Genomic DNA, 20,780 nt, shown 5'->3' with positions numbered 1-20,780 from the left:
AGGACCCGATGAGCAACCAACCCCGCCGGCGCAGCAAGGAGCAGCTCGCCCAGCGTGTCGCGCGCGACCTGTTCGACGGCGCGTACGTCAACCTCGGCATCGGCATGCCCACCCTCGTGGCCAACCACCTGCCGCCGGGCATCGAGATCGTGCTGCACAGCGAGAACGGCATCCTCGGCATGGGCCCGGCGCCCGCGCCGGGCGAGGAGGACTACGACCTGATCAACGCCGGCAAGCAGCCCGTCACCCTGCGCCCCGGGGGGGCGTTTTTCCACCACGCGGACAGCTTCGCGATGATGCGCGGCGGCCACCTCGATGTCTGCGTGCTCGGCGCCTTCCAGGTGTCCGCGACGGGCGATCTCGCCAACTGGAGCACCGGCGAGCCCGGCGCGATTCCCGCCGTCGGCGGTGCGATGGACCTCGCGATCGGCGCGAAGCAGACCTGGGTGATGATGGACCTGCTCACCAGGCAGGGCACGAGCAAGATCGTCGAGCGCTGCAGCTACCCGCTCACCGGCGTGGCCTGCGTCAAGCGCATCTACACCGACCTCGCCACCTTCGACTGCACGCCGCAGGGCCTGCGGCTGGTGGACCAGGTCGACGGGCTGGACCACGCCGGGCTGGAGCGCCTGGTCGGTTTGCCGATCGCCCCCGCGGGCTGAAAGCGGGCTATCGTCGGCGGTCGGCCCGGTGGGGGCCGAGGAGGCGCGTCTCATGCCCGAGGCCTACATCGCCGCCGCGCTGCGCAGCGCCGGCGGCCGCCGCGGCGGCCGGCTCGCCGGCTGGCACCCGGTCGACCTGGCGGCGCAGCTGCTGGCCGCGCTCGCCGCGCGCGCCGGCATCGACCCGGCGTCGGTCGACGACGTCATCCTCGGCTGCGTCTCGCAGGTCGGCGAGCAGGCCGGCAACATCGCGCGCAATGCGGTGCTGGCCGCCGGCTGGCCGGAATCGGTGCCGGGCACGACCATCGACCGGCAATGCGGTTCGTCGCAGCAGGCGCTGCATTTCGCGGCCCAGGCGGTGATGAGCGGCACGATGGACCTGGTGGTGGCCGGCGGCGTGGAGAGCATGAGCCGCGTGCCGATGGGCCTGCCGATCACGCTGCCGGCGGCACAGGGCCATGGCCACTACCTCAGCCCGCGCCTGCAAGCGCGCTACGCGGTCGCCGAGTTCAGCCAGTTCACCGGCGCCGAGATGCTGGCGCAGCGCCACGGCCTGGTGCGCGGGCAGCTGGATGCCTATGCCCTGCGCAGCCACCAGCGTGCCGCGGCGGCCACGGCCGCGGGCGCGTTCGCGGACGAGATCCTGCCCCTGCCGGTGCGGCTCGCCGACGGCGGCAGCGCGGCGCTGCACACGCAGGACGAGGGCATCCGCACCGGCGGCACGCCGGAGTCGCTCGCCGCGCTGCAGCCGCTTCGGACGGGTGGCACGGTGACGGCCGGCAATGCCAGCCAGGTCTGCGACGGCGCCGCGGTGCTGCTGGTGGCCAGCGGACGCGCGCTGGCCACGCACGCGCTGACGCCGCTGGCGCGCGTGCGCCACCTCGAGGTGCTCGGCCAGGACCCGGTGCTGATGCTGGAGGCGCCGCTGCCGGCCACGCAGCGGGCGCTGCAGCGCGCCGGGCTGCGCCTGGACGACATCGACCTGTACGAGGTCAACGAGGCCTTTGCCTGCGTGCCGCTGGCCTGGCAGCACGCGCTCGATGCCGACCCGCAGCGGCTGAACGTGCACGGCGGGGCGATCGCCCTCGGCCACCCGCTCGGCGCGTCGGGCGCACGGCTTGCGACCACGCTGGTGCATGCGTTGCGTCGGCGCGGCGCCCGCCTCGGGCTGATGGCGATGTGCGAGGGCGGCGGCATGGCCAACGTGACGATCCTGGAGCGGGCCTGACGGGACCCCTGGCCGATAGAATCGGCCCGTCATGCGCCTGCATCGTTGCGCTCGCCTGCTGACCGGCTGGATCGCCGGTCTGGCGCTGCTGTTCGCGGCGCTGGCACCGACCCTCGCGCAGGCTTTCGGGGGCCATGCGGCGGCAACCTGGGTCGAGGTCTGCACCGCGCAGGGCCCGGCCCGGGTGAGCGTCGACCCCGGCGCAGACGCGGACGGCGCGGCGCCGGCGCACCCCTTCGAGCACTGCACCTTCTGCTCCTTCCAGGCGAACGGGCCGGCGCTGCCGCCGGCTGCGCCGACGCTGGCGCTGCTGGGCGGCACCGAGCGGCTCGTCCCGGCCTGCCTGGCCGCGCCGCGCACCCCGCCTGCGTGGGTGAGCGCGCAGCCGCGCGCCCCGCCGCCCCTCTCCTGATCTGCCGACCCCCTGGCTGGCCACCGGGCCCTGCGCCCCGTGCCGGATCGTCAACGTGTGCCGCGCACTGGGCGGCACCCCGGAGAGACCCATGAAACACATCAAGACTTCGTTCGCCCTCGCCACCCTCGCCACCCTCGCCACCCTCGCCATGTGGGCACCGATCGTGCTGGCCCAGACCACCGTCAAGGACGCCTGGGTGCGCGGCACCGTGCCCGAGCAGAAGGCCACCGGCGCCTTCATGCAACTGCAGTCCACCCAGGGCGGCAAGCTCGTCTCGGCCTCCTCGCCGGTGGCCGGCGTGGTGGAGATCCACGAGATGGCGATGGAAGGCAACACGATGAAGATGCGCGCCGTCCCGGGGCTGGAGCTTCCGGCGGGCAAGACCGTCGAGCTCAAGCCAGGCGGCTACCACGTGATGCTGATGGACCTGAAGCAGCCGCTGAAGAACGGCGAGTCGGTGCCGCTGACCCTGGTGGTCGAGGGCAAGGACGGCCGGCGCGAGACCCTCGAGCTCAAGGCGCCGGTCAAGGCGCTGGCCGGCGGCCACGACGCCACGAAACACTGAAGCGAGGCGTCAGAACTTGCGCACCTCGATCTGGTGCTTCTGGAGCGCGTAGCCGAGCTGGCGCGGCGTGATGCGCAGCAGCCGCGCCGCCTTGGCCTGCACCCAGCCGCATTGCTCCATGGCCCAGATCAGGCGCTCGCGCTCGCCCTCCGGCGGCTCGTTGCCGCGCTCGGCCGCGCGGACGGGGTCGCGCGAGGGGCTGGGCGGCAGGTGCTGGGTCGGGCCGATGCGGGTGACGCCGTCGGCGTCGGGCACGGGCCGGTCGCCGAGGTCGTCGTCGATCGGCAGTGCCGGCGCGGGCGCCTTGCGGAGTGCCTCCACCGCCGCCACCGCGTCGGCCTTCTCGACGAAGTGCAGCGTCTGGGTGAGGCAGCGGTTCTGGCGGCAGGGGAAGGCGAGGTCGCGGATCACGTCGCCGGTGACCATGGTCGCGGTGCGCTCGACGCAGTTCTCGAGCTCGCGCACGTTGCCCGGCCAGTAGCAGCTCGACAGCACCTTCATCGCCTCGGGCGTGACCTTGAGCTGGCGCCGGTTCTCCTTGTTGAAGCGGTCCAGGAAGTGGGCCACGAGCAGCGGGATGTCGGCACGCCGCTCGCGCAGCGGCGGCAGGAAGATCGACACCACGTTGATGCGGTAGTACAGGTCGGCGCGGTACTCGCCGCGCTGCACCATCTTCTCCAGGTCGCGGTTGGTGGCGCAGATCAGCCGCACGTCCACCTTCACCGGCTTGCTGCCGCCCACGCGCTCGAACTCGCGCTCCTGCAGCACGCGCAGCAGCTTGGCCTGGAAGGCGGGCGAGATGTCGCCGATCTCGTCGAGGAACAGCGTGCCGCCGTGCGCCATCTCGAAGCGGCCCTTGCGCTCGCCGACGGCGCCGGTGAAGGCGCCCTTCTCGTGGCCGAACAGCTCGCTCTCGAGCAGCGATTCGGTCAGCGCGGCGCAGTTGAGCTTGACGAAGGGCGCGCTCTTGCGCGGCGAGAGGAAGTGGATCGCGCGTGCGATCGCCTCCTTGCCGGTGCCCGATTCGCCGCGCAGCAGCACGGTGGCGCGCGAGGGTGCGGCCTGGTGCACCTCCTCGAACACGCGTTGCATCGGCGGCGAGTCGCCGATCACCTGCTCCAGCGCATGGCGGCCGCGCGGCTCGCGCGCCAGCGCCTTCTGCAACCGGGTGGTCTCCTGCTGCAGGCGGTGATGCTCCTCGCGCACCGCCGCGTGCAGCCCGGCGGCCTGCGCCAGCAGCGTGGCCACCATGGTCAGGATGCGCTGGTCGTCGGACAGGCGCGCACCACCCATCACCTCGCGCTGCGCGGCCAGCACGCCGAGCACGCCGCGGTCGGTCTTCAGCGGCACGACGACGAAGGCGGTCATCGTGTCGCCGCGCGCGCTGAACGCGCCGGTGCGGTCGATGAACTCGGCCGACTGCGCGACGTCGGGCACCACCACCGGCAGCCCGTTCTGGAACACGCGGCCGATCACGCCCTCGCCGACCTTCCAGCGCCCGCGCGCCTCCTGCTCGCGGTCGAGCCCGACGGAGCTGTGCACGCCGAGCTGCCCGGCGGCGTCTTCGGCGGGCATCACGATCATGGTGCGGGTCAGGCCCAGGTGGGCCGTCAGCACGTTCATCGCCGCGCGGAAAGTGCGCTCGATGTCCAGCGAACTGCCGAGGATGCGGCAGATCTCGTAGACCGAGATCAATTCGACGTGGGAGCGTTCCGCCATCGAAGCTCTGGCCAGCATGACTGCACCTCCAGGAGGCCACCACCCGCGCGCCGGACGCCCCGAGACGGTACGTCCGTCACGTACCTCGTGCAACGGCGCATCGTTTGCGGGCGGTCACCCACTTCCCGGCGCGCGCACGCGCCAACCTGTGCAAGATGCTTGCCTACGAAGCCGCCCGCGCGGCGATCAGCCGGCGCAGATCCACCACGTGCTGAGCCTCCTCGGCGGCGAACTCGCGCGCGAGGCGCACCGTCTCCGGGTCGCGCGAGGTGGCGGCCACGGCGGCGTAGTAGGCGTGGCCGCGCAGTTCGCTCTCGAGCGCGAGCTGCAGTGCGGCGGCGCCGTCCATCAGTGCATCGACGCCGGCCCAGTCGGCCGTCTCGGGCGCGATGGCGTCGGGCCACTCGAACTCGTGCGGCGCGAGCACCGGCAGCGTGCGGAACCCGCCGCGCAGCTGCGCCTCGGCCAGGTGCAGGCGCGAGTAGTGCGCCATCTTCGCGAAGAAGCCGGCCAGTTCACCATTGCCCTCGGTGCGCATCGCCGCGGCCAGTTCCTCGTAGCGGCGCGCGGCCTCGCGCTCGAGCGCGATCGCGTGGGCGAGGAAACGTTCCACTTCATTCATGATCGTCCTTTCGGCACGGCTGCGCATGCGGTCCGAACCGAAGCCGTGCCATCGAGCGGCCGCCGCGGATCCGGCTCTGCCGGTCCGCCGGCGGCGCCCCCTCGAGGGGGAGGCGCGTCAGCGCCTCCGGGGGTGGGCCCATTCACCCAAACTTGAACAGGATGCCGTAGCCGCCGCGCGGGTACTCCCAGGCGACGTTCTGGTGCTCGGTGCAGATCACCCGGCAGCTGCCGCACTCGAGGCAGCCGTCGGTGATCAGCGTGACCGACCGGTTGCCCTCGGCCTTGTAGCAGCTCGCCGGGCAGACGAAGGTGCAGCTCTGGTCCTTGCAGTCGTTGCTGCAGATCGACGCATTCTTGATCTGGATGTGCGGCCGCCCGTGATCCACCTTGTAGCGGTTCTGGAACAGCTTCTCCTCCACGTTGACGTGGATCTGCGTCATCACGGCACTCATCGGAAGGCCCTCCAGAGTTTGAACGCGTCGCCGACCAGGCCGCCCCAGCGGCGGGCCGTCTTGAAGCTGCCGAAGATCGCGCGCTCCTTGGTCTTCTTGTCCACGCCGTCGACGGTGAACATCGTGCGGGCGGCCTGGTTGACGAGCGCCGGGTAGGTGGTGAAGAAGTGCGGGCTGGTGTGCAGCACCTCGGGCATGTCGCGGTACTTGTGCAGGTCCTTCATCACGAAGGAGTCGTCCAGCGCTGCCTTGTAGGCCGAGAGCGTCTTCGCGGTCAGCGGCTTGCCGGCGGCCTTGGCGGCAATGATGGTCTCGGCGGCCAGGCGCCCGGTCGTCATCGCGAGGTTGCTGCCCTCGCGGTGCGCCGCGTTCACGAAGCCGCCGGAATCCCCGACGATCATCCAGCCGTCGCCGTAGACCTTGGGCACGGCGTGGAAACCGCCCTCGGGGATCAGGTGCGCGCAGTACTCCTTCATCTCGCCGCCGGCGATCAGCGGCGCGATGCTCGGGTGCTTCTTCAGCTTCTCGAGCAGCGCATAGGGCTGCGTGCGCTTCGGGTTGGCCTTGAAGTCGGAGAGCAGGCAGCCCACGCCGATGGTCAGCGACTCCTTGTTCGTGTAGAGGAAGCCGGTGCCGACCATGCCTTCGGTGACCGTGCCCATCATCTCGATGACCACGCCCTCCTCTTCCTGCACGTTGAAGCGCTGCTGGATCACCTCCTCGGGCATGAAGAGGATCTCCTTGACGGCGAGCGCCACGTTCTTCGGCTTGAGCTCCTCGTGCAGCCCGGCCTTGCGCGCGAGCGTGGAGTTCACGCCGTCGGCCAGCACCACCACGTCCGCGTGCACCTCGCCGCCCTTGCGGTCGCAGCGCACGCCGATGCAGCGGTCGCCGTCCATCAGCAGCTCTTCCACCGTGGTCTCGCAGATCAGCATCGCGCCGGCCTCGCGAACCTTGGCGCTGAACCACTTGTCGAACTGCGCGCGGATGATCGTGTAGCGGTTGTACGGCGGCTTGTTGTAGTCGTCGCTGCGGTAGTGCGTGCCGACGAAGGAGGCCTCGTCGAGCACCCAGATGCGCTGCTCGATCACGTGCCGCTCGAGCGGCGCGTCGTCGCGGAAATCGGGAATCACCTTCTCCAGCGCATCGGCGTACAGGATCGCGCCCTGCACGTTCTTGCTGCCGGGGTATTCGCCGCGCTCGATCTGCAGCACCTTGAGGCCGGCCTTGGCCAGCGTGTAGGCCGCGGTGTTGCCCGAGGGCCCCGCACCGACGACGATCGCATCGAACTTTTCAGCTGCCATGGCGTCCTCCTTCAGGCGACCTTGCGGATCCGCTTGTCCAGGTGAGTTCGGAAGGTCTGCGTCAGCACCGGCAGCACCTGCATCGCGTTGCCGACGATGCCGTGGTGCGCGAAGTCGAAGATCGGCGCGTTCGGATCGGTGTTGATCGCGACGATCACGTCCGAGCCCTCCATGCCGACGCGGTGCTGGATCGCGCCGCTGATGCCGCAGGCGATGTAGAGCTTGGGCCGCACGGTCTTGCCGGTCTGGCCCACCTGGCGCTCGGCCTCGCACCAGCCGGCCTGCGTGACCGCGCGTGTCGCGCCGACCTCGGCGCCCAGCACCCGCGCGAGCTCCCACACCAGGCGGAAGTTCTCGGCGTTCTTCAGCCCCTTGCCGCCGCTGACGATGATGTCGGCATAGGCCAGGTTCACCGTGTTGCGCGTCGCGTCGGGGATGAAGTCGAGCAGCTTGGTGACGATGTCGGTCTCGACCATGCCGAGCGGCATCTCGACGATGTCGCCGCTGCGCGTCGTGTCCTTGCGCGGCATCGGCATCACGCGCGGGCGCACGGTGGCCATCTGCGGCCGGTAGGCCAGCGTCATGATCGTGCACAGCAGCGAGCCGCCGAAGGTCGGCCGGGTCGCGGCCAGCGCGCGGCCGTCGATGTTCAGCTCGGTGCAGTCGGCGGTCAGGCCGGTCTGCAGCGTGGTCGCCACCGAGCCGGCGAGGTCGCGGCCCATGGTCGTCGCGCCCAGCAGCAGGATCTCCGGCTGGTGGGTGTTGACGAGGTCGGTCAGCCCCTTGGTGTAGGGCTCGTTGCGGTAGCCCTGCAGCACCGGATCGCGCACCAGGTAGCAGCGGTCGGCGCCGTAGGTATAGGCCTCCTTCGCGTACTTCTCGAGCTCGTCGGCCGGCCCGCCGAGCAGCACGCCGGCCACGCTCACCTGCAGCTTGTCGGCCAGGATGCGTGCCTGGCCCATCAGCTCCCAGCTCACCGGGTGCACGTGGCCGCGGTCGTGCTCGATGAAGACCCAGACCCCCTTGTAGGACTTCAGGTGCTCGGGCAGCTCGGTGTTCCGGCCGGCACGGCCGGCGGCCCTGGGCGCGGCAGGGGCCGAGGGCTTGGCGTCGTCGCTCATCGTGGTCCTCCGTTCAGGCGCTCAGGCGTTCGATGGTTTCCTCTTCCAGCGTCGGGTGCTGGGTGAAGATCTTCTCGAGCAGGTTCAGGCACACGTCGTTGACGTTGCTGTCGGCCACGGCCTGCACGTCGGCCTTCTCGCTGCGCGGCGTCGGGCCGAACACCTTGCTGACGATGGTGGGCGAGCCCTTCAGGCCGATCTTGGTGAGGTCCTCGATGCCGGCCTGCTCCTTGTTCCACTTGCGCACCGGGCAGCGTGCAGCGCGCAGCATGTCGTCCATGGTCGCGAAGCGCATCTCGTTGCTGCCTTCGAGCATGGTGATCAGCGAGGGCAGCGTCGTGTCCAGCAGCTGCACGCCGCCTTCGGCGCGGCGCTCCACCTTCAGTCGGCGCGCATCGAGGTCCACCTCGACGATGCGGCTCACGTAGGTGAGCAGGTTCATGCCCAGCCGCTTGGCGACGCCGGGGCCGACCTGCGCGGTGTCGCCGTCGATGGTCTGCTTGCCGGTGAAGACGAGGTCGACATGCTGCTCCTGGCCGATCACCTTGATGGCGGAGGCGAGGGCGTACGAGGTGGCCAGCGTGTCCGCGCCGGCGAAGGCGCGGTCGGTGACGAGGATGGCGTCGGTCGCGCCGAAGCTCAGGCACTTGCGCAGCGCCTCCTCGGCCTGCGGCGGGCCCATGCACAGCACGGTGACGCGGCCGCCGAACCGGTCCTTCAGGCGCAGCGCCTCCTCGAGGGCGAACAGGTCGTACGGGTTGACGATGGCCGGCACGCCCTGCCGCATGATGGTGTTGGTGACGGGGTGGACGCGGATCTGCGCCGAGTCCGGCACCTGCTTGATGCAGACGACGATGTGCATGGCTTCTCCCGTGGGTGCGTTCAGCGGCGCGCGGCGGCCAGGCTGCCGCGCAGCGAATCGAGCGAGACCGTGCGCGTGCCGCCGGCCTCCTGGAACACCTTGAACACCTTCTCCTGCGCCGGCGTGGAGCGCACGAAGTCGAGGTAGGAGCGCTGCAGCAGCTCGCGGTAGCGGCGGAACATCGCCACCTCGTCGAGTGCGGCCAGCCCTTCCTCCTGGCGCAGGTACTGGTAGAAGCGCTTGAGGATGTGCAGCCGATTCACATAGACCACCTTCGGGTCGAACGGCACGCCGAAGTGGTGCAGGAAGTCCTCGGCGCTGGAGAGCGCCTTCAGGCTGTTCAGGAAACCTTCCATCGTCGTCTCCTTCGTCAGGCGGCGGCCGGTTCGGCAGTGCCGCAGGTCTCGAGGTAGAAGCGCGTCAGCTCCTCGCGCGAGGGCTCGCGCTTGGTGGCCAGCACGTGGCTGCGGATGCGTTCGAGCAGCGGCGCCACCTGTCCGGCCGGCACCGGCAGGCCCAGGCGCGCATAACCGTCGCGCAGCGCGGCCGCGCCGGAATGCTTGCCGAGCACGAGGCGGTGGGCACGGCCCACTTCCTCGGGCGCAAAACTCTCGTAGTTGCGCCGGTCCTTCAGCAGGCCGTCGACGTGGATGCCGCTCTCGTGGCTGAACACCGCGTCGCCGACGATGCACTTGCCCGCCGCCACCGGCCGGCCCGAGGCGCGCGCGACGAGCGTGCTGATGGCCGGCAGCGCCGCCGTGTCCACGCCGCACTCCCGGCCGTGCACGTGGCGCAGCGCCATCAGCACCTCTTCCAGCGCCGCATTGCCGGCCCGTTCGCCCAGGCCGTTGACGGTGGTGTTGACATGCGTCGCGCCGGCGCACACCGCGGCGAGCGTATTGGCGGTGGCCAGGCCCAGGTCGTTGTGGGCATGCATCTCGATGCCGATGTCCACCGTGCGGCGCAGCTCGGCGATGACACGGTGCGTCGCGAACGGGTCGAGCAGGCCCAGGGTGTCTGCAAACCGCACCCGCACCGCGCCGGCGATTTCGGCCGCTTCCGCACAGCGGCGCAGGAACTCGGTGTCGGCCCGCGAGGCGTCCTCGAAGCCGACGCTGACGAACGCACCCTCGTTGCCCACCTTGCGCACGCTGCGGCGGATGGCCTGCAGCACCCAGGCCCGGTCGCGCCCGAGCTTGCGCTGGATCTGCAGGTCCGACACCGGCACCGACAGGTGCACGATGTCCGCCTCGCAGGCGAGCGCGGCCTCGATGTCGCCGTCGGTCATGCGACCCCAGACCATCGTGCGCGCCTGCGTCACTGTCGCGTTGATGGCACGGATGAGTTCGCACTCGTGCTCACCCATCGCCGGGATGCCGACCTCGAGTTCCGGCACGCCGGCCGCATCGAGCGCCGCGGCGATCGCGAGCTTCTCGTCGTCGGTGAAGGCCACGCCCGCGGTCTGTTCGCCATCACGCAGGGTGGTGTCGTTGACGACGATGATCGGCTCGGTCGGGTTCACGTCGGGCTCCTGGTCACGAGCTCGTCATCGCAAAGCGCGTGCCACGCGCGCATCGCGGCCAAGTGCCTCTGGCACAAGGACTTTTCTTCCGGGAGGCCGCCGGCGTGGCGGTGTGGGGTTTGTGCGGTTCGGTACAGCGCCGACCGCCACACGCGATCACGCCTCGCGGGCGTGGTTCTTCGTGTAGCGCGGCAGCTCGACCACGAGGCCCGGGCCCTTGACCTTCACGCAGCAGGCCAGGCGCGATTGCGCGTCCAGACCCCAGGCGTCGTCGAGCTGGTCCTCTTCCTCGTCGTCGGCGGGGGCGACGTGTTCGCCGCCTTCGCGCAGGTGCACGTGGCAGGTGGCGCAGGCGCCCACCTTCTCGCAGGCGTGTTCGATGGCGATGCCATGCGCGAGCAGTTCGTCGACCAGCTTGCGGCCGGCCTTGGCGTCGAACTCGCTGCCCTCGGGGCAGAGCTGCGGATGCGGCAGGACGCGCACGCGGGTGGGAGGTTTCTCCATCAGGCCGCCAGCTGGTCGAGACGCTGACCCGAGAGCGCCTCGCGCACCCGCGCGTCCATGCGGCGGCCCGCGAAGGCGGTGGTGGCGCGGTTCAGTTCGTCGCTGGCCGTCCGCAGGGCCTCGCGCAAGGCCTTCTGCTGGGCCACGTCGCTGCCTTCGTTCTCGGCACACTGCTCCAGCGCGTCGGCCACACCCTGCATCACGCGCAGGATCTGGAACTGCTCGGCACGCGAGAGCAGTGCGTCGCCGTCTTCCGACAGCGCCGCCTCGGTCGCATCGAGCAGCCGGCGCGCGTCGATCTCGGCCTCGCGCAAGAGGCGCGCCGCGGCGTCGGCCTCGGCGGCGCCGAGCGAATCCTTCAGCATGGCGGTGACCTGCTCGGTGGCCAGGCCGTAGCTCGGCTTGACCTCCACGTGCGCCTGCGCGCCGGTGGTCTGCTCGAGGGCACTCACCGAGAGCAGCCCGTCCGCATCGATCTGGAAGGTGACGCGGATGCGTGCCGCACCCGCCACCATCGGCGGGATGCCGCGCAGGGTGAAGCGCGCCAGCGAGCGGCACTCGCCCACCAGCTCGCGCTCGCCCTGCACCACGTGCAGCATCATCGCGGTCTGCCCGTCCTTGAAGGTGGTGAACTCCTGGGCGCGCGCGGTCGGCACCGTGCTGTTGCGCGGGATGATCTTCTCGACCAGGCCGCCCATGGTCTCGAGGCCGAGCGAGAGCGGGTTCACGTCCAGCAGCAGCAGGCCGTCGGCGCCAGCGCGGTTGCCGGCCAGCTGCTCGGCCTGGATCGCCGCACCGAGCGCGACGGCCTGGTCGGGGTCGATGCCGGTGAAGGGCTCGCGGCCGAAGAAGCGCTTGACCGCCGCGCGCACGCAGGGCATGCGGGTGGAACCGCCGACGAGCACGATGCCGTCCACCTCGTCGGGCTTGAGCTTCGCGTCGCGCAGCGCGCGGCGCAGCGGCACCAGGGTGCGCTCGACCAGCGGCTTCACCAGCGCTTCGAGGCCTTCGCGGGTGAGGGTCGCGATCTCGATCGAGCCGTCGGCGCGGGTGCAGGTCATGCTCACGCTGGCGGCGTCGGTCAGCGCCTCCTTGGCCTTGCGCGCGGCGGCGTGCAGCGCGCCGGATTCACCGCCCGTCCATCCGCCGGTCTCGGCCGCGAACCAGCGCGCGACGAGCTGGTCGACGTCGTCGCCGCCGAGCTGCGAATCTCCCGCGGTGGCGACCACCTCGAACACGCCCCGCGCGAGGCGCAGGATGGAGACGTCGAAGGTGCCGCCGCCCAGGTCGTAGACGACGTACAGCCCTTCGTGGCCGGAATCGAGCCCGTAGGCCACCGCGGCGGCCGTGGGTTCGTTCAGCAGGCGCAGCACGTTCAGGCCGGCCTGGCGCGCGGCGTCCTTGGTGGCCTGGCGCTGCGCATCGTCGAAGTAGGCCGGCACCGTGATCACCGCGCCGACCAGCGCGCCGCCGAGCGCGGACTCGGCGCGCTCGCGCAGCGCCTGCAGCACCTGCGCACCCACCTCCACGGGGCTCTTCACGCCCTGGCGGGTGCGGATGCCGACCGCGCTCTCGGAGATCGACTCGACGAGGTAGGGCAGCTCGTGCCCCGCCACGTCCGCCAGCGCGCGGCCGATCAGGCGCTTGGCCGAGGCGATGGTGTTGCGCGGGTCGGCGGCGGCCTGCGCCATCGCCTCGTGGCCCACCGTCACCGCGTCGCCGTAGTGCACGACCGAGGGCAGCAGCGAGCGGCCCTGCGCATCCGGCAGCACCGTGGGCACGCCGCTGCGCAGCGCGGCGACCAGTGAGTTGGTGGTGCCGAGGTCGATGCCGACGGCGAGGCGGTGCTGGTGCGGCGCCGCCGCGCGGCCGGGTTCGGCGATCTGCAGCAGGGCCATGGTCCGCTACCTACACAGCAAACGACTCGCCGCAGCCGCAGGTGGCGCTCGCGTTCGGGTTGTTGAACTTGAATCCCTCGTTCAACCCTTCGCGCACCCAGTCAAGCTGGGTGCCGTCGATCATCGGCAGGCTGCGCGCGTCTACCAGCAGCGTGACGCCTTCGCTCTCGAAGCGCAGGTCCTCGTCGGCGGGTGCATCGGCGAACTCCAGCGCGTAGGCGTAGCCCGAGCAGCCGCTCGTCTTCACCGCCACGCGCAGGCCCACGCCCGAGCCGCGCTTGTCGAGCGCCTTGCGGATCTGGTTCGCCGCCTTCGGGGTGACGCTGATCGACATGGCACCCTCCTTCAGACGGAGAACGAGCTGCCGCAGCCGCAGGTGCTGGCCGCGTTCGGGTTGCGGATCACGAAGCGCGCGCCGTCGAGCTTGTCCTCGTAGTCGATCTCGGCGCCGACCAGGTACTGCAGGCTCATCGCATCGACCACCACCGTGACCGCACCCTTGCTGACCTGCACGTCGTCGGCCTTGCGCTCGTCGTCGAAGGCGAAGCCGTACTGGAAGCCCGAGCAGCCGCCGCCGGTGACGAAGATGCGCAGCTGCAGCGAGGGGTCGCCCTCCTCGGCGATCAGCTCGGCCACCTTGGTGATCACGCTGTCGCTGATGGCGATCGGGTCGGTGCCCTCGGGCCACGTGGGCATCTCGGCGGGCATCGTCATCGTCGGGGTGGTGGCGCAGGACGAACCCTGCGACTGGCAAGTGGACATGGTCGTGTGCTCCTGGCGGGGGATGTTCAGGTCGGCGCGCAGGCCGGTTGTTCCACTACGGCGCTGCCGTCGGCGGCGGCGCTCACGTGGCGCTGGCGGTAGTCGGCCACGGCGGCCTTGATCGCGTCCTCGGCGAGGATCGAGCAGTGGATCTTCACCGGCGGCAGCGCGAGCTCCTCGGCGATCGCGGTGTTCTTGATCGCGAGCGCCTGGTCGAGCGTCTTGCCCTTGACCCACTCGGTGACCAGCGAGCTCGACGCGATGGCCGAGCCGCAGCCGTAGGTCTTGAACTTCGCGTCCTCGATCACGCCGGTGGCCGGGTTGACCTTGATCTGCAGCTTCATCACGTCGCCGCAGGCCGGCGCGCCGACCATGCCGGTGGCGACGTCGCCGTCCTGCGCGTCGAAGGCGCCGACGTTGCGCGGGTTCTCGTAGTGGTCGATGACCTTGTCGCTGTATGCCATGGGGTGCTCCTGCTCAGTGCTCGGCCCACTGGACCGTGTTCAGGTCGATGCCGGCGACGTGCATGTCCCACAGCGGGCTCATCGCGCGCAGCCGGGCCACGGTGTCGCGGGTCAGCGCGACGGCGGCGTCCACCTCGGCTTCGGTGGTGAAGCGGCCGATCGAGAAGCGGATCGAGCTGTGCGCCACCTCGTCGGAGAGGCCCAGCGCGCGCAGCACGTAGCTCGGCTCCAGGCTGGCCGAGGTGCAGGCCGAGCCGGACGAGACCGCGATGCCCTTCATGCCCATCAGCAGCGACTCGCCCTCGACGAACTGGAAGCTCACGTTCAGGTTGTGCGGAATGCGCGACTCGAGGCTGCCGTTGACGCGGATCTCCGGAATCGACTGCAGGCCGGCGAGCAGGCGGTCGCGCAGCGCACGGATGCGCTCGTTCTCGATGCCCATGTGCTCCTTCGCGAGCCGGTAGGCCTCGCCCATGCCGACGATCTGGTGCGTCGGCAGGGTTCCCGAGCGCATGCCGCGCTCGTGGCCGCCGCCATGGATCTGCGCCTCGATGCGCACGCGCGGCTTGCGCCGCACGTAGAGCGCGCCGATGCCCTTGGGCCCGTAGGTCTTGTGCGCCGAGAGGCTCATCAGGTCGATGGGCAGGGCCGAGAGGTCGATCGGCATCTTGCCGGTGGCCTGCGCCGCGTCCACGTGGAACAGGATGCCCCTGGAGCGGCACAGCGTGCCGATGGCCGGCAGGTCCTGGATCACGCCGATCTCGTTGTTGACGGCCATCACCGAGACGAGGATCGTGTCCGGCCGCAGTGCCGCCTCGAGCGCCGCGAGGTCGACGAGGCCGTCGTCCTGCACGTCGAGATAGGTCACCTCGAAACCTTCGCGCTCGAGCTCGCGCATCGTGTCGAGCACGGCCTTGTGCTCGGTCTTCACCGTGATCAGGTGCTTGCCCTTGGCCTTGTGGAACTGCGCGGCGCCCTTGATCGCGAGGTTGTTCGATTCGGTGGCGCCCGAGGTCCAGACGATCTCGCGCGGGTCGGCGCCGATCAGCGCGGCCACGTGCTCGCGGGCGATCTCCACCGCCTCTTCCGCCGCCCAGCCCCAGGCGTGGCTGCGCGAGGCGGGGTTGCCGAACTGCTCGTACAGGTAAGGCACCATCACCTGCACCACGCGCGGGTCGACCGGGGTGGTCGCCGCATAGTCCAGGTAGATCGGCTTGGTTCCGCTCGGGTCCATGGCGCTCCTTGCGTGGGCTGTTGGCAGACCGATTCGCACGGAGCGTGCCAAGCCGGGGTGCAGCGCAAAAGCCACGGTGCCACAAGCACTTGCGACGTTGTCGGGGCGTCCCGTCGGGCGCGGCGTCGCTGTCGGTTTTGTCGCAGAGGCTACGTGTCGGGCCGGGCATCGCTCGTGCTTGCCGCCCGGCCATGAACCTGTTGACCGGTGAAACCTCGGACGAGTACTTCGGCGGCGACGTGCCGGCCGCCGTGCGCGCCCTGCTCCAGGATGCGGCCCGGGCCCAGGCCGACGAGCGTGCCGTGCTGCTGTGGACGGCGCAGGCGCTCGCGCCACGCTGCCTCGCGGTGTATTACGCGCTCACCAAGCACCATGCGACGCGGCGCGAGCTCGCGCAGGCCGAACGGGCCGCCCGCCGCGGCCTGGCCGAAGCGGCGCAGCAGGCGGGCCTCGACGACACCGGAGCGCCCCGGGTCGCCGGCGCGACGGTGGACTTCCACGGCACCGGCCCGGCGCGCTTCTGGCTGTTCACGCAGAAGGCGCTGGCCTTTCTCGCGCTGCGCAGCGGCCGTCCCGAGGAGGCGCGCGATCGGCTGGCACTGATCACCCGGCTCGAGCCGCAGGCGCGCATCGGCGACGACGTGATCGCGCGGCTGGCTCGCGGCAGCTTCTGAGCCGCTCCGGGCGCTCAGCGCCCCGGTTCCTCCGGCCCGAAGCACACCGGGCGGTCACTGCAGACCGCGCAGCTCGGCGCCTTGCAGACGAAGACCTGCTCGCGCTCGCACAGCTGCTTGTAGAGGAACTTCTTCCACTTCATGTCGAAGCGGTTCTTCTCGACCAGGCCCGGGAACCAGTGCCGCATCAAGGCCGAGAGCTCGGCGCGCGAGCCGAGCTGCAGGTCCTGCCAGAGGTGGTTGTCGCCCAGGCAGGCGAGCGAGACGGTGCGCGCCATCGCCGCGATCGCCTCGCCGCTGCCGGCGGCCGGGTCGGCATGCTCGAGCAGCAGGCGCTCGACGTCCTCGACCTCGTCGAAACGTGTCGCCTGGCGTGCCAGCGCCACCGGCACGGGCGCCGGCACCAGGCTCAGAGCGTGGCCGCCGCGTGCGTGTAGCACTTCTTCGGGCAGATCTTCGAGCAGGCGGTGCAGCCGATGCACAGCTCGCCGTGCGCGATCGTCATCACCTTCTTCTCGTATTCCTCTTCCTCGTCGCCGTCGGGGTCGAGCACGATGCGCTCGCCCTCGTCGTCCAGGCCCACGAGTTCGAGCACGCCGCGCGGGCAGACTCGGAAGCAGCGCCCGCAGCCGATGCACTTCTCCTCGTTGATCGACTGCACGAAGGTCGGCGTCCAGGTCGAGCCGGACGGCAGGGTGACTTCGAAGGTGCTCATGACAGCCCCCCGACCGGCGAGTACGCCGATCGACCCCCCGTGGGGGTTGCGGGCCGGCTTGGGGCGGCCCGGCGCTCGGCCCGCCGCGCGGCAACAATCGACGAGTTCATGCCCCTGCTCCTGCCTGTGCGTCCGCCAGCGCCTGGCGCGCCGCGACCAGCGCCGCATGCGCCTCGTGCGCGATCTTCGCCACCTCGGGGATGCGCTGCCAGTTGGTCGGCAGCTCCTCGCTCAGGTCGTGCAGGTCCATCTTCGCCTGCGTGGCCTTGGCGTTGAGCTTCTTGACGTCGCTCTTGAGCGATTCGATGTCAGCCATAGGTGGCCACCTCCTTGTACTTCTCGATCATCCCCACGCCTTCGTTCACCAGCTTGTTGCCGCCCTCGGCCAGCTTGGCCAGCGACGGGAAGCCGAAGCGGTGCACGTCGCGCAGGTAGCGGTTGACGACGATCAGCCGGCCGGTGGTGAGCACGGTGCGGCCGAAGCCCTCGTGGCTCATCTTGGTCATGGGGCTGACCATGCAGCCGGTGGCGCGCTCGATCGCCAGTCCCACGGCGTTGTGGAACAGGTCCATGCGCCACAGGGTCTCGGGGTCGGGGTCGCCCATGATGGGCATCGCGCGGCGCTGCTCGGCCGTCAGGATGAAGGGCTCGAGCAGCTTGGCGTCGCTCTTGCCCTCCCAGGTGCCATGCGTGTCCTGCGCGCGGATCTGCTTGATCAGCTCGCGCACGAAGCCGTCCTGCAGCAGGGCCTCGTCGGTCGGCGCTTCCGGCGCCACGGCGGGTTCGCTCATTTCGCGGATTCCTCTTCGTCGTCGAAATCGAAGCTGCGCGCCTGGCCCTTCATCAGGGCCTTGCGCAGCCAGGGCGGCGGGGTGCCCTTGAGCACCTCCTGCAGCTTGTCCAGGATGTCCAGGATCGGCTCGGGCTGGTTCACCTTCACCGGGTGGATCTTGTGTGCCACCACGCGCGCCGCGGCGCTGCCGCCGATGGCCGCGACGTAGACGATCGCGCAGTCCTTGATGGCCTCGAGCTTGGGGGCGAGCTTGTCCTCGTTGCCGTCCTCGGCGAGGTCGTCGCCGAAGGCCAGGTCCTGCACGAACTGGTAGCCCTCGGCCGTGATGTCGTAGATGGCGAGGTGCTTGGCCCAGCCGAAATGCGCGTCGACGCGCTGCTGGTCCTGCGTGGCGAAGGCGATCTTCATGGGGCGCTCCTGAAGTTCATGCGCTGGCCGCCGAGAGGCGGCCGATGCGCGCGCTGACATAGGCTTCGGCCGGGCGCACCGCCGCGGCGCGCGAGGCCTCGGGCAGCGGCCAGTCGTTCGGGCCGTGGTGCGGGATCTGGTCCATCAGCAGGTTGCCGACGGCGTAGAGGAACTCGCGCGTGCCGCGGTAGCCGACCATCTTCACGTGCGCGTTGCCGATGCGGTCGAACATCGGGATGCCGAGGCGGAACAGCGGCTTCCCCAGCCGTTCCGCCGCCTGGCGGCCGTGCGAGTGCGTCATCAGCAGGTCGCAGCCATGGGCCTGGGCGAGCTGCTCGAAGTCCTCCAGGTCGCCAACCACCACCTCGTTGCAGGGCATGCGCTCGAGCAGCGGCGAGGCGGTGGTGGTGACGGCGGCGCCGAGCTCCGCACCCATCTCGACGAGGAAGCTGCCCGCGGCCCACAGCAGGTCCGGCTCGGCGCCGAGCGCCACCTTCACGTTGCCGAAGTGGAAGTGGCCGTCGAGCATCGCGTCCACGAGCTGGCTGCGCTGGCGGCGGATCTTCGCCGGCACCGGCGCGCCGGAGAGCTCGGCCAGGGTCCTGATCAGCGCATCGGTGGCGGTGAGCCCGGTGAGCCGGTCGAACACGGTGAAGGGCACGCCGCAGCACTCGTGAAGGGCCTGGGCCGCCGGCCGCATCTGCTCGCCGATCGCCAGCGTGTGCACGGCGCTGCCGAGGGCCTGGATGGCATCCACGCTGCAGCCGCCGATCGTCGTGCCCAGCCAGGTGTCGGGGATGTGGCCGTCGAGCGAGCCGGAGACATCCGGCACGAAGCTGGGCACCAGGCCGAAGGCCTCGATCAGCTCGCGCAGTTCCTCCAGGTCGCCCGGCGTCAGGTGCGCGCCAGGCAGCACCGCGACGTGGTTCGCGCGCCTCGGTTCGTCGGTGCGCGGCAGCTGCGACACCAGCACCTGCACCGCCTTCGCCCAGCCGTCCTGGAAGGCCCCGGTGTAGTCCGGCGTCGAGACGTAGACCAGTTCCGTGTCCGCCACCTCGGGGTGACGCTGGCGGATCAGCTTCAGGTGGCCGTCGACATCGTCGCCCTTGGTCTCGGTGAGGCCGGTCGAGCAGATCGCGATGATCCTCGGCTTGGCGCGGCTGCGGATGTTCAGCACCGCCTTCTCGAGGTTGTCGAAGCCGCCCATCACGGTGGTGGCCTCGTTCATCGCGGTGGTCTGCAGCGGGATGGCTTCCTTGAAGTGCCGCACCAGCAGCACCAGGCCGAACGAGGTGCAGCCCTGCGAGCCGTGCATCACCGGCATGCAGCTCTCCAGCCCCATGAACGCGTAGCTCGCGCCCAGCGGCTGGCTCATCTTCAGCGGGTTGACGGTGCAGGCCTTGCGGCTGTCGGTGACCAATGCCATGGATCAGGCCTCCGCCGCCAGCAGGGCGTCCTGCGTTTCCCAGGGCGCGGGCGTTCTCACCTCGCGCCACATCGGGTTGAACAGCGCCTTGTCGATCTCCGCGATCATCGTCACCATGCCCTCGTAGCCCGCGAAGGCGTGGTGGCGCTCCTGGTTGATGTCCATCCAGGGCATGCGCGCCTTCAGCGCGACGAACTGGCTGCGGCCGCCGCTGAGCATGATGTCGGCCTTGGCGTCGCGCAGCATCGCGTACATCTCGCGCGGCGAGAGGTCGTCGATCATGTGGGCGTCGTCCCCCATGATCTCCTTGATCTTTTCCTTGTCTTCCTTCGTGCTCTTCTTGACGCTGGTGCCGACGACCTCGAGCCCCGCCTCCTGCAGCGCCGAGACGACCGACCAGCTCTTCACCCCGCCGGTGATCAGCAGCACGCGCTTGCCGGCCAGCCGCTCGCGGTAGGCGCGGATGCGCTCCCAGGCGCGCGCCTCCTCGGCGGCGATCAGCGCCTCGGTGCGCTCCTTCAGCTCGGCGTCGGCGCCGCGTTCCACCAGCAGCCGCGCGATCTCGCGCAGCGTGCTGCTCATGTCGCTGATGCCGTAGAACGAGCCTTCGAAGTACGGGATGCCGAAGCGCTGCTGCATGCGCGTGGCGATGTTGATCATCGACTTCGAGCACACCATCATGTTGGCGCGGGCGCGGTGCGCGCCGGCGATCTCCTTGTAGCGGCCGTCGCCCGAGATGCACGAGAGCACGCGCACGCCGAGCGCATCCAGCAGCGGCTTGACCTGCCAGAGCTCGCCCGAGAGGTTGTACTCGCCGATGATGTTGATGTCGTACGGCGTCAGCAGTTCGGGCTCGACGGTGCCGATCACGTGATCGAGCAGCGCCTCGGCGCCGAGCTTGTTGCCCAGGTTCTTGGGCCCCGCGAATCCCGGCGCGTCCACCGGGATCACCGGCAGACCGAACTTGTCGGTGGCGCGCTTGCAGACGGCCTCGATGTCGTCGCCGATCATCGCGGTCACGCAGGTCTGGTAGACGAAGATGGCCGGCGGCTTCGTCTTCTCCGCGATCTCGCGGATCGACTTGAAGAGCCGCTTCTCGCCGCCGTAGACGACGTCGAGCTCGTTGATGTCGGTGGTGAAGCCGGTGCGGTAGGTCTGCGGGCCGGACGAGGCACTGTGGCGGTTGTCCCAGCTGTTGCCCTCGCAGGCGATCGGGCCGTGCACGAGGTGCGCGACGTCGACGATCGGCTGCAGCGCGATCTTCGCGCCGTCGAAGGCGCAGCCGCCCGCGGCCGCGCCGGGGGTCAGCTGCTTGGTGCAGCCCTTCTTGCGTTCCTTCTCGCTCTTGGCCTGATTGACGTCGCAGCCGGGCTCGTCGAAGACCTGGGCGATCTTGGCATTGAGCGAGGGCGACATGCAGGCCTCCGG

General features: G+C 70.3%; 26 protein-coding genes. 5 read left to right on the top strand and 21 right to left on the bottom strand.

What is annotated here, in order from left to right; all coding sequences use genetic code 11:
• Nucleotides 1-8: 8 nt before the first annotated feature.
• The 4 genes from D9C15_RS22765 (at nucleotide 9) to D9C15_RS22750 (ending at nucleotide 2,870) form a co-directional block, all read left to right on the top strand.
• The gene (locus D9C15_RS22765) at nucleotides 9-662 is read left to right on the top strand and encodes a 3-oxoacid CoA-transferase subunit B (protein ID WP_128000760.1); all 654 of its coding nucleotides are present in this window, start codon (nucleotides 9-11) and stop codon (nucleotides 660-662) included.
• A gap of 52 nt (nucleotides 663-714) precedes the next feature.
• Nucleotides 715-1,890: an acetyl-CoA C-acetyltransferase gene (locus tag D9C15_RS22760; RefSeq protein WP_128000759.1), complete on the top strand. Its 1,176-nt coding sequence runs from the start codon at nucleotides 715-717 to the stop codon at nucleotides 1,888-1,890.
• A 31-nt stretch (nucleotides 1,891-1,921) separates the two neighbouring features.
• Nucleotides 1,922-2,302 (top strand): DUF2946 family protein, encoded by a 381-nt coding sequence (locus tag D9C15_RS22755; protein WP_128000758.1) that lies wholly within the window; start codon nucleotides 1,922-1,924, stop codon nucleotides 2,300-2,302.
• Between the two features lie 91 nt (nucleotides 2,303-2,393).
• A complete protein-coding gene (locus tag D9C15_RS22750) occupies nucleotides 2,394-2,870 on the top strand; it encodes a copper chaperone PCu(A)C (RefSeq protein ID WP_128000757.1) in 477 nt (158 codons plus the stop codon).
• Nucleotides 2,871-2,879: 9 nt separating this feature from the next.
• Here the strand turns inward: D9C15_RS22750 and nifA are convergent, their stop codons facing one another.
• The 14 genes from nifA to D9C15_RS22680 all read right to left on the bottom strand — a co-directional run bounded on the left by nifA (nucleotide 2,880) and on the right by D9C15_RS22680 (nucleotide 15,336).
• Nucleotides 2,880-4,607 (bottom strand): nif-specific transcriptional activator NifA, encoded by a 1,728-nt coding sequence (gene nifA, locus D9C15_RS22745; protein WP_128000756.1) that lies wholly within the window; start codon nucleotides 4,605-4,607, stop codon nucleotides 2,880-2,882.
• Between the two features lie 145 nt (nucleotides 4,608-4,752).
• A complete protein-coding gene (locus D9C15_RS22740) occupies nucleotides 4,753-5,211 on the bottom strand; it encodes a ferritin-like domain-containing protein (RefSeq protein ID WP_128000755.1) in 459 nt (152 codons plus the stop codon).
• A 142-nt stretch (nucleotides 5,212-5,353) separates the two neighbouring features.
• Complete coding sequence (locus D9C15_RS22735) at nucleotides 5,354-5,653, bottom strand: ferredoxin family protein (protein ID WP_128000754.1); 300 nt, start codon at nucleotides 5,651-5,653, stop codon at nucleotides 5,354-5,356.
• Nucleotides 5,654-5,661: 8 nt separating this feature from the next.
• Entirely contained in the window at nucleotides 5,662-6,969 is a 1,308-nt protein-coding gene (locus D9C15_RS22730) for an FAD-dependent monooxygenase (RefSeq protein WP_128000753.1), read from the bottom strand.
• 11 nt (nucleotides 6,970-6,980) lie between these two features.
• Complete coding sequence (locus tag D9C15_RS22725) at nucleotides 6,981-8,090, bottom strand: electron transfer flavoprotein subunit alpha/FixB family protein (RefSeq protein ID WP_128000752.1); 1,110 nt, start codon at nucleotides 8,088-8,090, stop codon at nucleotides 6,981-6,983.
• Nucleotides 8,091-8,103: 13 nt separating this feature from the next.
• Nucleotides 8,104-8,952, bottom strand: coding sequence for an electron transfer flavoprotein subunit beta/FixA family protein (locus tag D9C15_RS22720; RefSeq protein WP_128000751.1), 849 nt, complete (start codon nucleotides 8,950-8,952; stop codon nucleotides 8,104-8,106).
• A 20-nt stretch (nucleotides 8,953-8,972) separates the two neighbouring features.
• Nucleotides 8,973-9,308 (bottom strand): nitrogenase stabilizing/protective protein NifW, encoded by a 336-nt coding sequence (gene nifW, locus D9C15_RS22715; protein WP_128000750.1) that lies wholly within the window; start codon nucleotides 9,306-9,308, stop codon nucleotides 8,973-8,975.
• A gap of 14 nt (nucleotides 9,309-9,322) precedes the next feature.
• Entirely contained in the window at nucleotides 9,323-10,456 is a 1,134-nt protein-coding gene (nifV, locus tag D9C15_RS22710) for a homocitrate synthase (protein WP_128000894.1), read from the bottom strand.
• Between the two features lie 174 nt (nucleotides 10,457-10,630).
• A complete protein-coding gene (locus tag D9C15_RS22705; protein WP_205854878.1) occupies nucleotides 10,631-10,978 on the bottom strand; it encodes a 2Fe-2S iron-sulfur cluster-binding protein in 348 nt (115 codons plus the stop codon).
• Nucleotides 10,978-12,876, bottom strand: a complete 1,899-nt coding sequence (gene hscA, locus D9C15_RS22700; protein ID WP_128000749.1) for a Fe-S protein assembly chaperone HscA — start codon at nucleotides 12,874-12,876, stop codon at nucleotides 10,978-10,980. The genes D9C15_RS22705 and hscA overlap by 1 nt, the downstream gene beginning before the upstream one ends.
• Nucleotides 12,877-12,886: 10 nt before the next feature.
• Nucleotides 12,887-13,210: a HesB/IscA family protein gene (locus D9C15_RS22695; RefSeq protein ID WP_128000748.1), complete on the bottom strand. Its 324-nt coding sequence runs from the start codon at nucleotides 13,208-13,210 to the stop codon at nucleotides 12,887-12,889.
• 11 nt (nucleotides 13,211-13,221) lie between these two features.
• Nucleotides 13,222-13,638, bottom strand: coding sequence for an iron-sulfur cluster insertion protein ErpA (gene erpA / locus D9C15_RS22690; RefSeq protein ID WP_205854877.1), 417 nt, complete (start codon nucleotides 13,636-13,638; stop codon nucleotides 13,222-13,224).
• A gap of 26 nt (nucleotides 13,639-13,664) precedes the next feature.
• The gene (iscU, locus tag D9C15_RS22685) at nucleotides 13,665-14,102 is read right to left on the bottom strand and encodes a Fe-S cluster assembly scaffold IscU (protein ID WP_128000747.1); all 438 of its coding nucleotides are present in this window, start codon (nucleotides 14,100-14,102) and stop codon (nucleotides 13,665-13,667) included.
• A gap of 13 nt (nucleotides 14,103-14,115) precedes the next feature.
• The gene (locus D9C15_RS22680; protein WP_128000746.1) at nucleotides 14,116-15,336 is read right to left on the bottom strand and encodes an IscS subfamily cysteine desulfurase; all 1,221 of its coding nucleotides are present in this window, start codon (nucleotides 15,334-15,336) and stop codon (nucleotides 14,116-14,118) included.
• 191 nt (nucleotides 15,337-15,527) lie between these two features.
• Here D9C15_RS22680 and D9C15_RS22675 point away from each other — a divergent pair, with 191 nt between their 5' ends.
• Complete coding sequence (locus tag D9C15_RS22675; RefSeq protein WP_128000745.1) at nucleotides 15,528-16,010, top strand: hypothetical protein; 483 nt, start codon at nucleotides 15,528-15,530, stop codon at nucleotides 16,008-16,010.
• 14 nt (nucleotides 16,011-16,024) lie between these two features.
• Here D9C15_RS22675 and D9C15_RS22670 read toward each other — a convergent pair whose 3' ends face one another.
• The 7 genes from D9C15_RS22670 to nifE all read right to left on the bottom strand — a co-directional run bounded on the left by D9C15_RS22670 (nucleotide 16,025) and on the right by nifE (nucleotide 20,768).
• Complete coding sequence (locus D9C15_RS22670) at nucleotides 16,025-16,414, bottom strand: nitrogen fixation protein NifQ (RefSeq protein WP_310734489.1); 390 nt, start codon at nucleotides 16,412-16,414, stop codon at nucleotides 16,025-16,027.
• Nucleotides 16,415-16,419: 5 nt separating this feature from the next.
• Nucleotides 16,420-16,725: a ferredoxin III, nif-specific gene (fdxB, locus tag D9C15_RS22665; RefSeq protein ID WP_128000744.1), complete on the bottom strand. Its 306-nt coding sequence runs from the start codon at nucleotides 16,723-16,725 to the stop codon at nucleotides 16,420-16,422.
• A 106-nt stretch (nucleotides 16,726-16,831) separates the two neighbouring features.
• Complete coding sequence (locus D9C15_RS22660; RefSeq protein WP_128000743.1) at nucleotides 16,832-17,041, bottom strand: CCE_0567 family metalloprotein; 210 nt, start codon at nucleotides 17,039-17,041, stop codon at nucleotides 16,832-16,834.
• Nucleotides 17,034-17,516 carry a NifX-associated nitrogen fixation protein gene (locus D9C15_RS22655; RefSeq protein WP_128000742.1) on the bottom strand — a complete coding sequence of 161 codons (483 nt, stop codon included), beginning with the start codon at nucleotides 17,514-17,516 and terminating at the stop codon, nucleotides 17,034-17,036. Before D9C15_RS22655 ends, D9C15_RS22660 begins: the two co-directional genes overlap by 8 nt.
• The gene (gene nifX, locus D9C15_RS22650; RefSeq protein WP_128000741.1) at nucleotides 17,513-17,926 is read right to left on the bottom strand and encodes a nitrogen fixation protein NifX; all 414 of its coding nucleotides are present in this window, start codon (nucleotides 17,924-17,926) and stop codon (nucleotides 17,513-17,515) included. The genes D9C15_RS22655 and nifX overlap by 4 nt, the downstream gene beginning before the upstream one ends.
• Before the next feature lie 16 nt (nucleotides 17,927-17,942).
• Nucleotides 17,943-19,352, bottom strand: coding sequence for a nitrogenase iron-molybdenum cofactor biosynthesis protein NifN (gene nifN, locus D9C15_RS22645; RefSeq protein WP_128000740.1), 1,410 nt, complete (start codon nucleotides 19,350-19,352; stop codon nucleotides 17,943-17,945).
• A gap of 3 nt (nucleotides 19,353-19,355) precedes the next feature.
• Nucleotides 19,356-20,768, bottom strand: a complete 1,413-nt coding sequence (gene nifE, locus D9C15_RS22640; protein WP_128000739.1) for a nitrogenase iron-molybdenum cofactor biosynthesis protein NifE — start codon at nucleotides 20,766-20,768, stop codon at nucleotides 19,356-19,358.
• Nucleotides 20,769-20,780 lie beyond the last annotated feature (12 nt).

It is taken from the genome of Piscinibacter defluvii (assembly GCF_004011805.1).
GTDB lineage: Bacteria > Pseudomonadota > Gammaproteobacteria > Burkholderiales > Burkholderiaceae_C > Piscinibacter > Piscinibacter defluvii.
Note: the sequence above shows the minus strand (reverse complement) of the source record. Positions and strands in the feature narration are given on the sequence as shown.

Coding starts and splice junctions, on each gene's coding strand:
- D9C15_RS22725 (WP_128000752.1), bottom strand. CDS start 8,090: ATGAGCGACGACGCCAAGCCCTCGGCCCCTGCCGCGCCCAGGGCCGCC.
- D9C15_RS22695 (WP_128000748.1), bottom strand. CDS start 13,210: ATGTCGATCAGCGTCACCCCGAAGGCGGCGAACCAGATCCGCAAGGCG.
- D9C15_RS22675 (WP_128000745.1), top strand. CDS start 15,528: ATGAACCTGTTGACCGGTGAAACCTCGGACGAGTACTTCGGCGGCGAC.
- nifN (WP_128000740.1), bottom strand. CDS start 19,352: ATGGCATTGGTCACCGACAGCCGCAAGGCCTGCACCGTCAACCCGCTG.
- hscA (WP_128000749.1), bottom strand. CDS start 12,876: ATGGCCCTGCTGCAGATCGCCGAACCCGGCCGCGCGGCGGCGCCGCAC.
- D9C15_RS22755 (WP_128000758.1), top strand. CDS start 1,922: ATGCGCCTGCATCGTTGCGCTCGCCTGCTGACCGGCTGGATCGCCGGT.
- erpA (WP_205854877.1), bottom strand. CDS start 13,638: ATGTCCACTTGCCAGTCGCAGGGTTCGTCCTGCGCCACCACCCCGACG.
- D9C15_RS22680 (WP_128000746.1), bottom strand. CDS start 15,336: ATGGACCCGAGCGGAACCAAGCCGATCTACCTGGACTATGCGGCGACC.
- nifE (WP_128000739.1), bottom strand. CDS start 20,768: ATGTCGCCCTCGCTCAATGCCAAGATCGCCCAGGTCTTCGACGAGCCC.
- nifW (WP_128000750.1), bottom strand. CDS start 9,308: ATGGAAGGTTTCCTGAACAGCCTGAAGGCGCTCTCCAGCGCCGAGGAC.
- D9C15_RS22765 (WP_128000760.1), top strand. CDS start 9: ATGAGCAACCAACCCCGCCGGCGCAGCAAGGAGCAGCTCGCCCAGCGT.
- iscU (WP_128000747.1), bottom strand. CDS start 14,102: ATGGCATACAGCGACAAGGTCATCGACCACTACGAGAACCCGCGCAAC.
- D9C15_RS22705 (WP_205854878.1), bottom strand. CDS start 10,978: ATGGAGAAACCTCCCACCCGCGTGCGCGTCCTGCCGCATCCGCAGCTC.
- fdxB (WP_128000744.1), bottom strand. CDS start 16,725: ATGAGCACCTTCGAAGTCACCCTGCCGTCCGGCTCGACCTGGACGCCG.
- D9C15_RS22740 (WP_128000755.1), bottom strand. CDS start 5,211: ATGAATGAAGTGGAACGTTTCCTCGCCCACGCGATCGCGCTCGAGCGC.
- D9C15_RS22750 (WP_128000757.1), top strand. CDS start 2,394: ATGAAACACATCAAGACTTCGTTCGCCCTCGCCACCCTCGCCACCCTC.
- D9C15_RS22730 (WP_128000753.1), bottom strand. CDS start 6,969: ATGGCAGCTGAAAAGTTCGATGCGATCGTCGTCGGTGCGGGGCCCTCG.
- nifX (WP_128000741.1), bottom strand. CDS start 17,926: ATGAAGATCGCCTTCGCCACGCAGGACCAGCAGCGCGTCGACGCGCAT.
- D9C15_RS22760 (WP_128000759.1), top strand. CDS start 715: ATGCCCGAGGCCTACATCGCCGCCGCGCTGCGCAGCGCCGGCGGCCGC.
- nifA (WP_128000756.1), bottom strand. CDS start 4,607: ATGCTGGCCAGAGCTTCGATGGCGGAACGCTCCCACGTCGAATTGATC.
- D9C15_RS22660 (WP_128000743.1), bottom strand. CDS start 17,041: ATGGCTGACATCGAATCGCTCAAGAGCGACGTCAAGAAGCTCAACGCC.
- D9C15_RS22735 (WP_128000754.1), bottom strand. CDS start 5,653: ATGACGCAGATCCACGTCAACGTGGAGGAGAAGCTGTTCCAGAACCGC.
- D9C15_RS22655 (WP_128000742.1), bottom strand. CDS start 17,516: ATGAGCGAACCCGCCGTGGCGCCGGAAGCGCCGACCGACGAGGCCCTG.
- D9C15_RS22720 (WP_128000751.1), bottom strand. CDS start 8,952: ATGCACATCGTCGTCTGCATCAAGCAGGTGCCGGACTCGGCGCAGATC.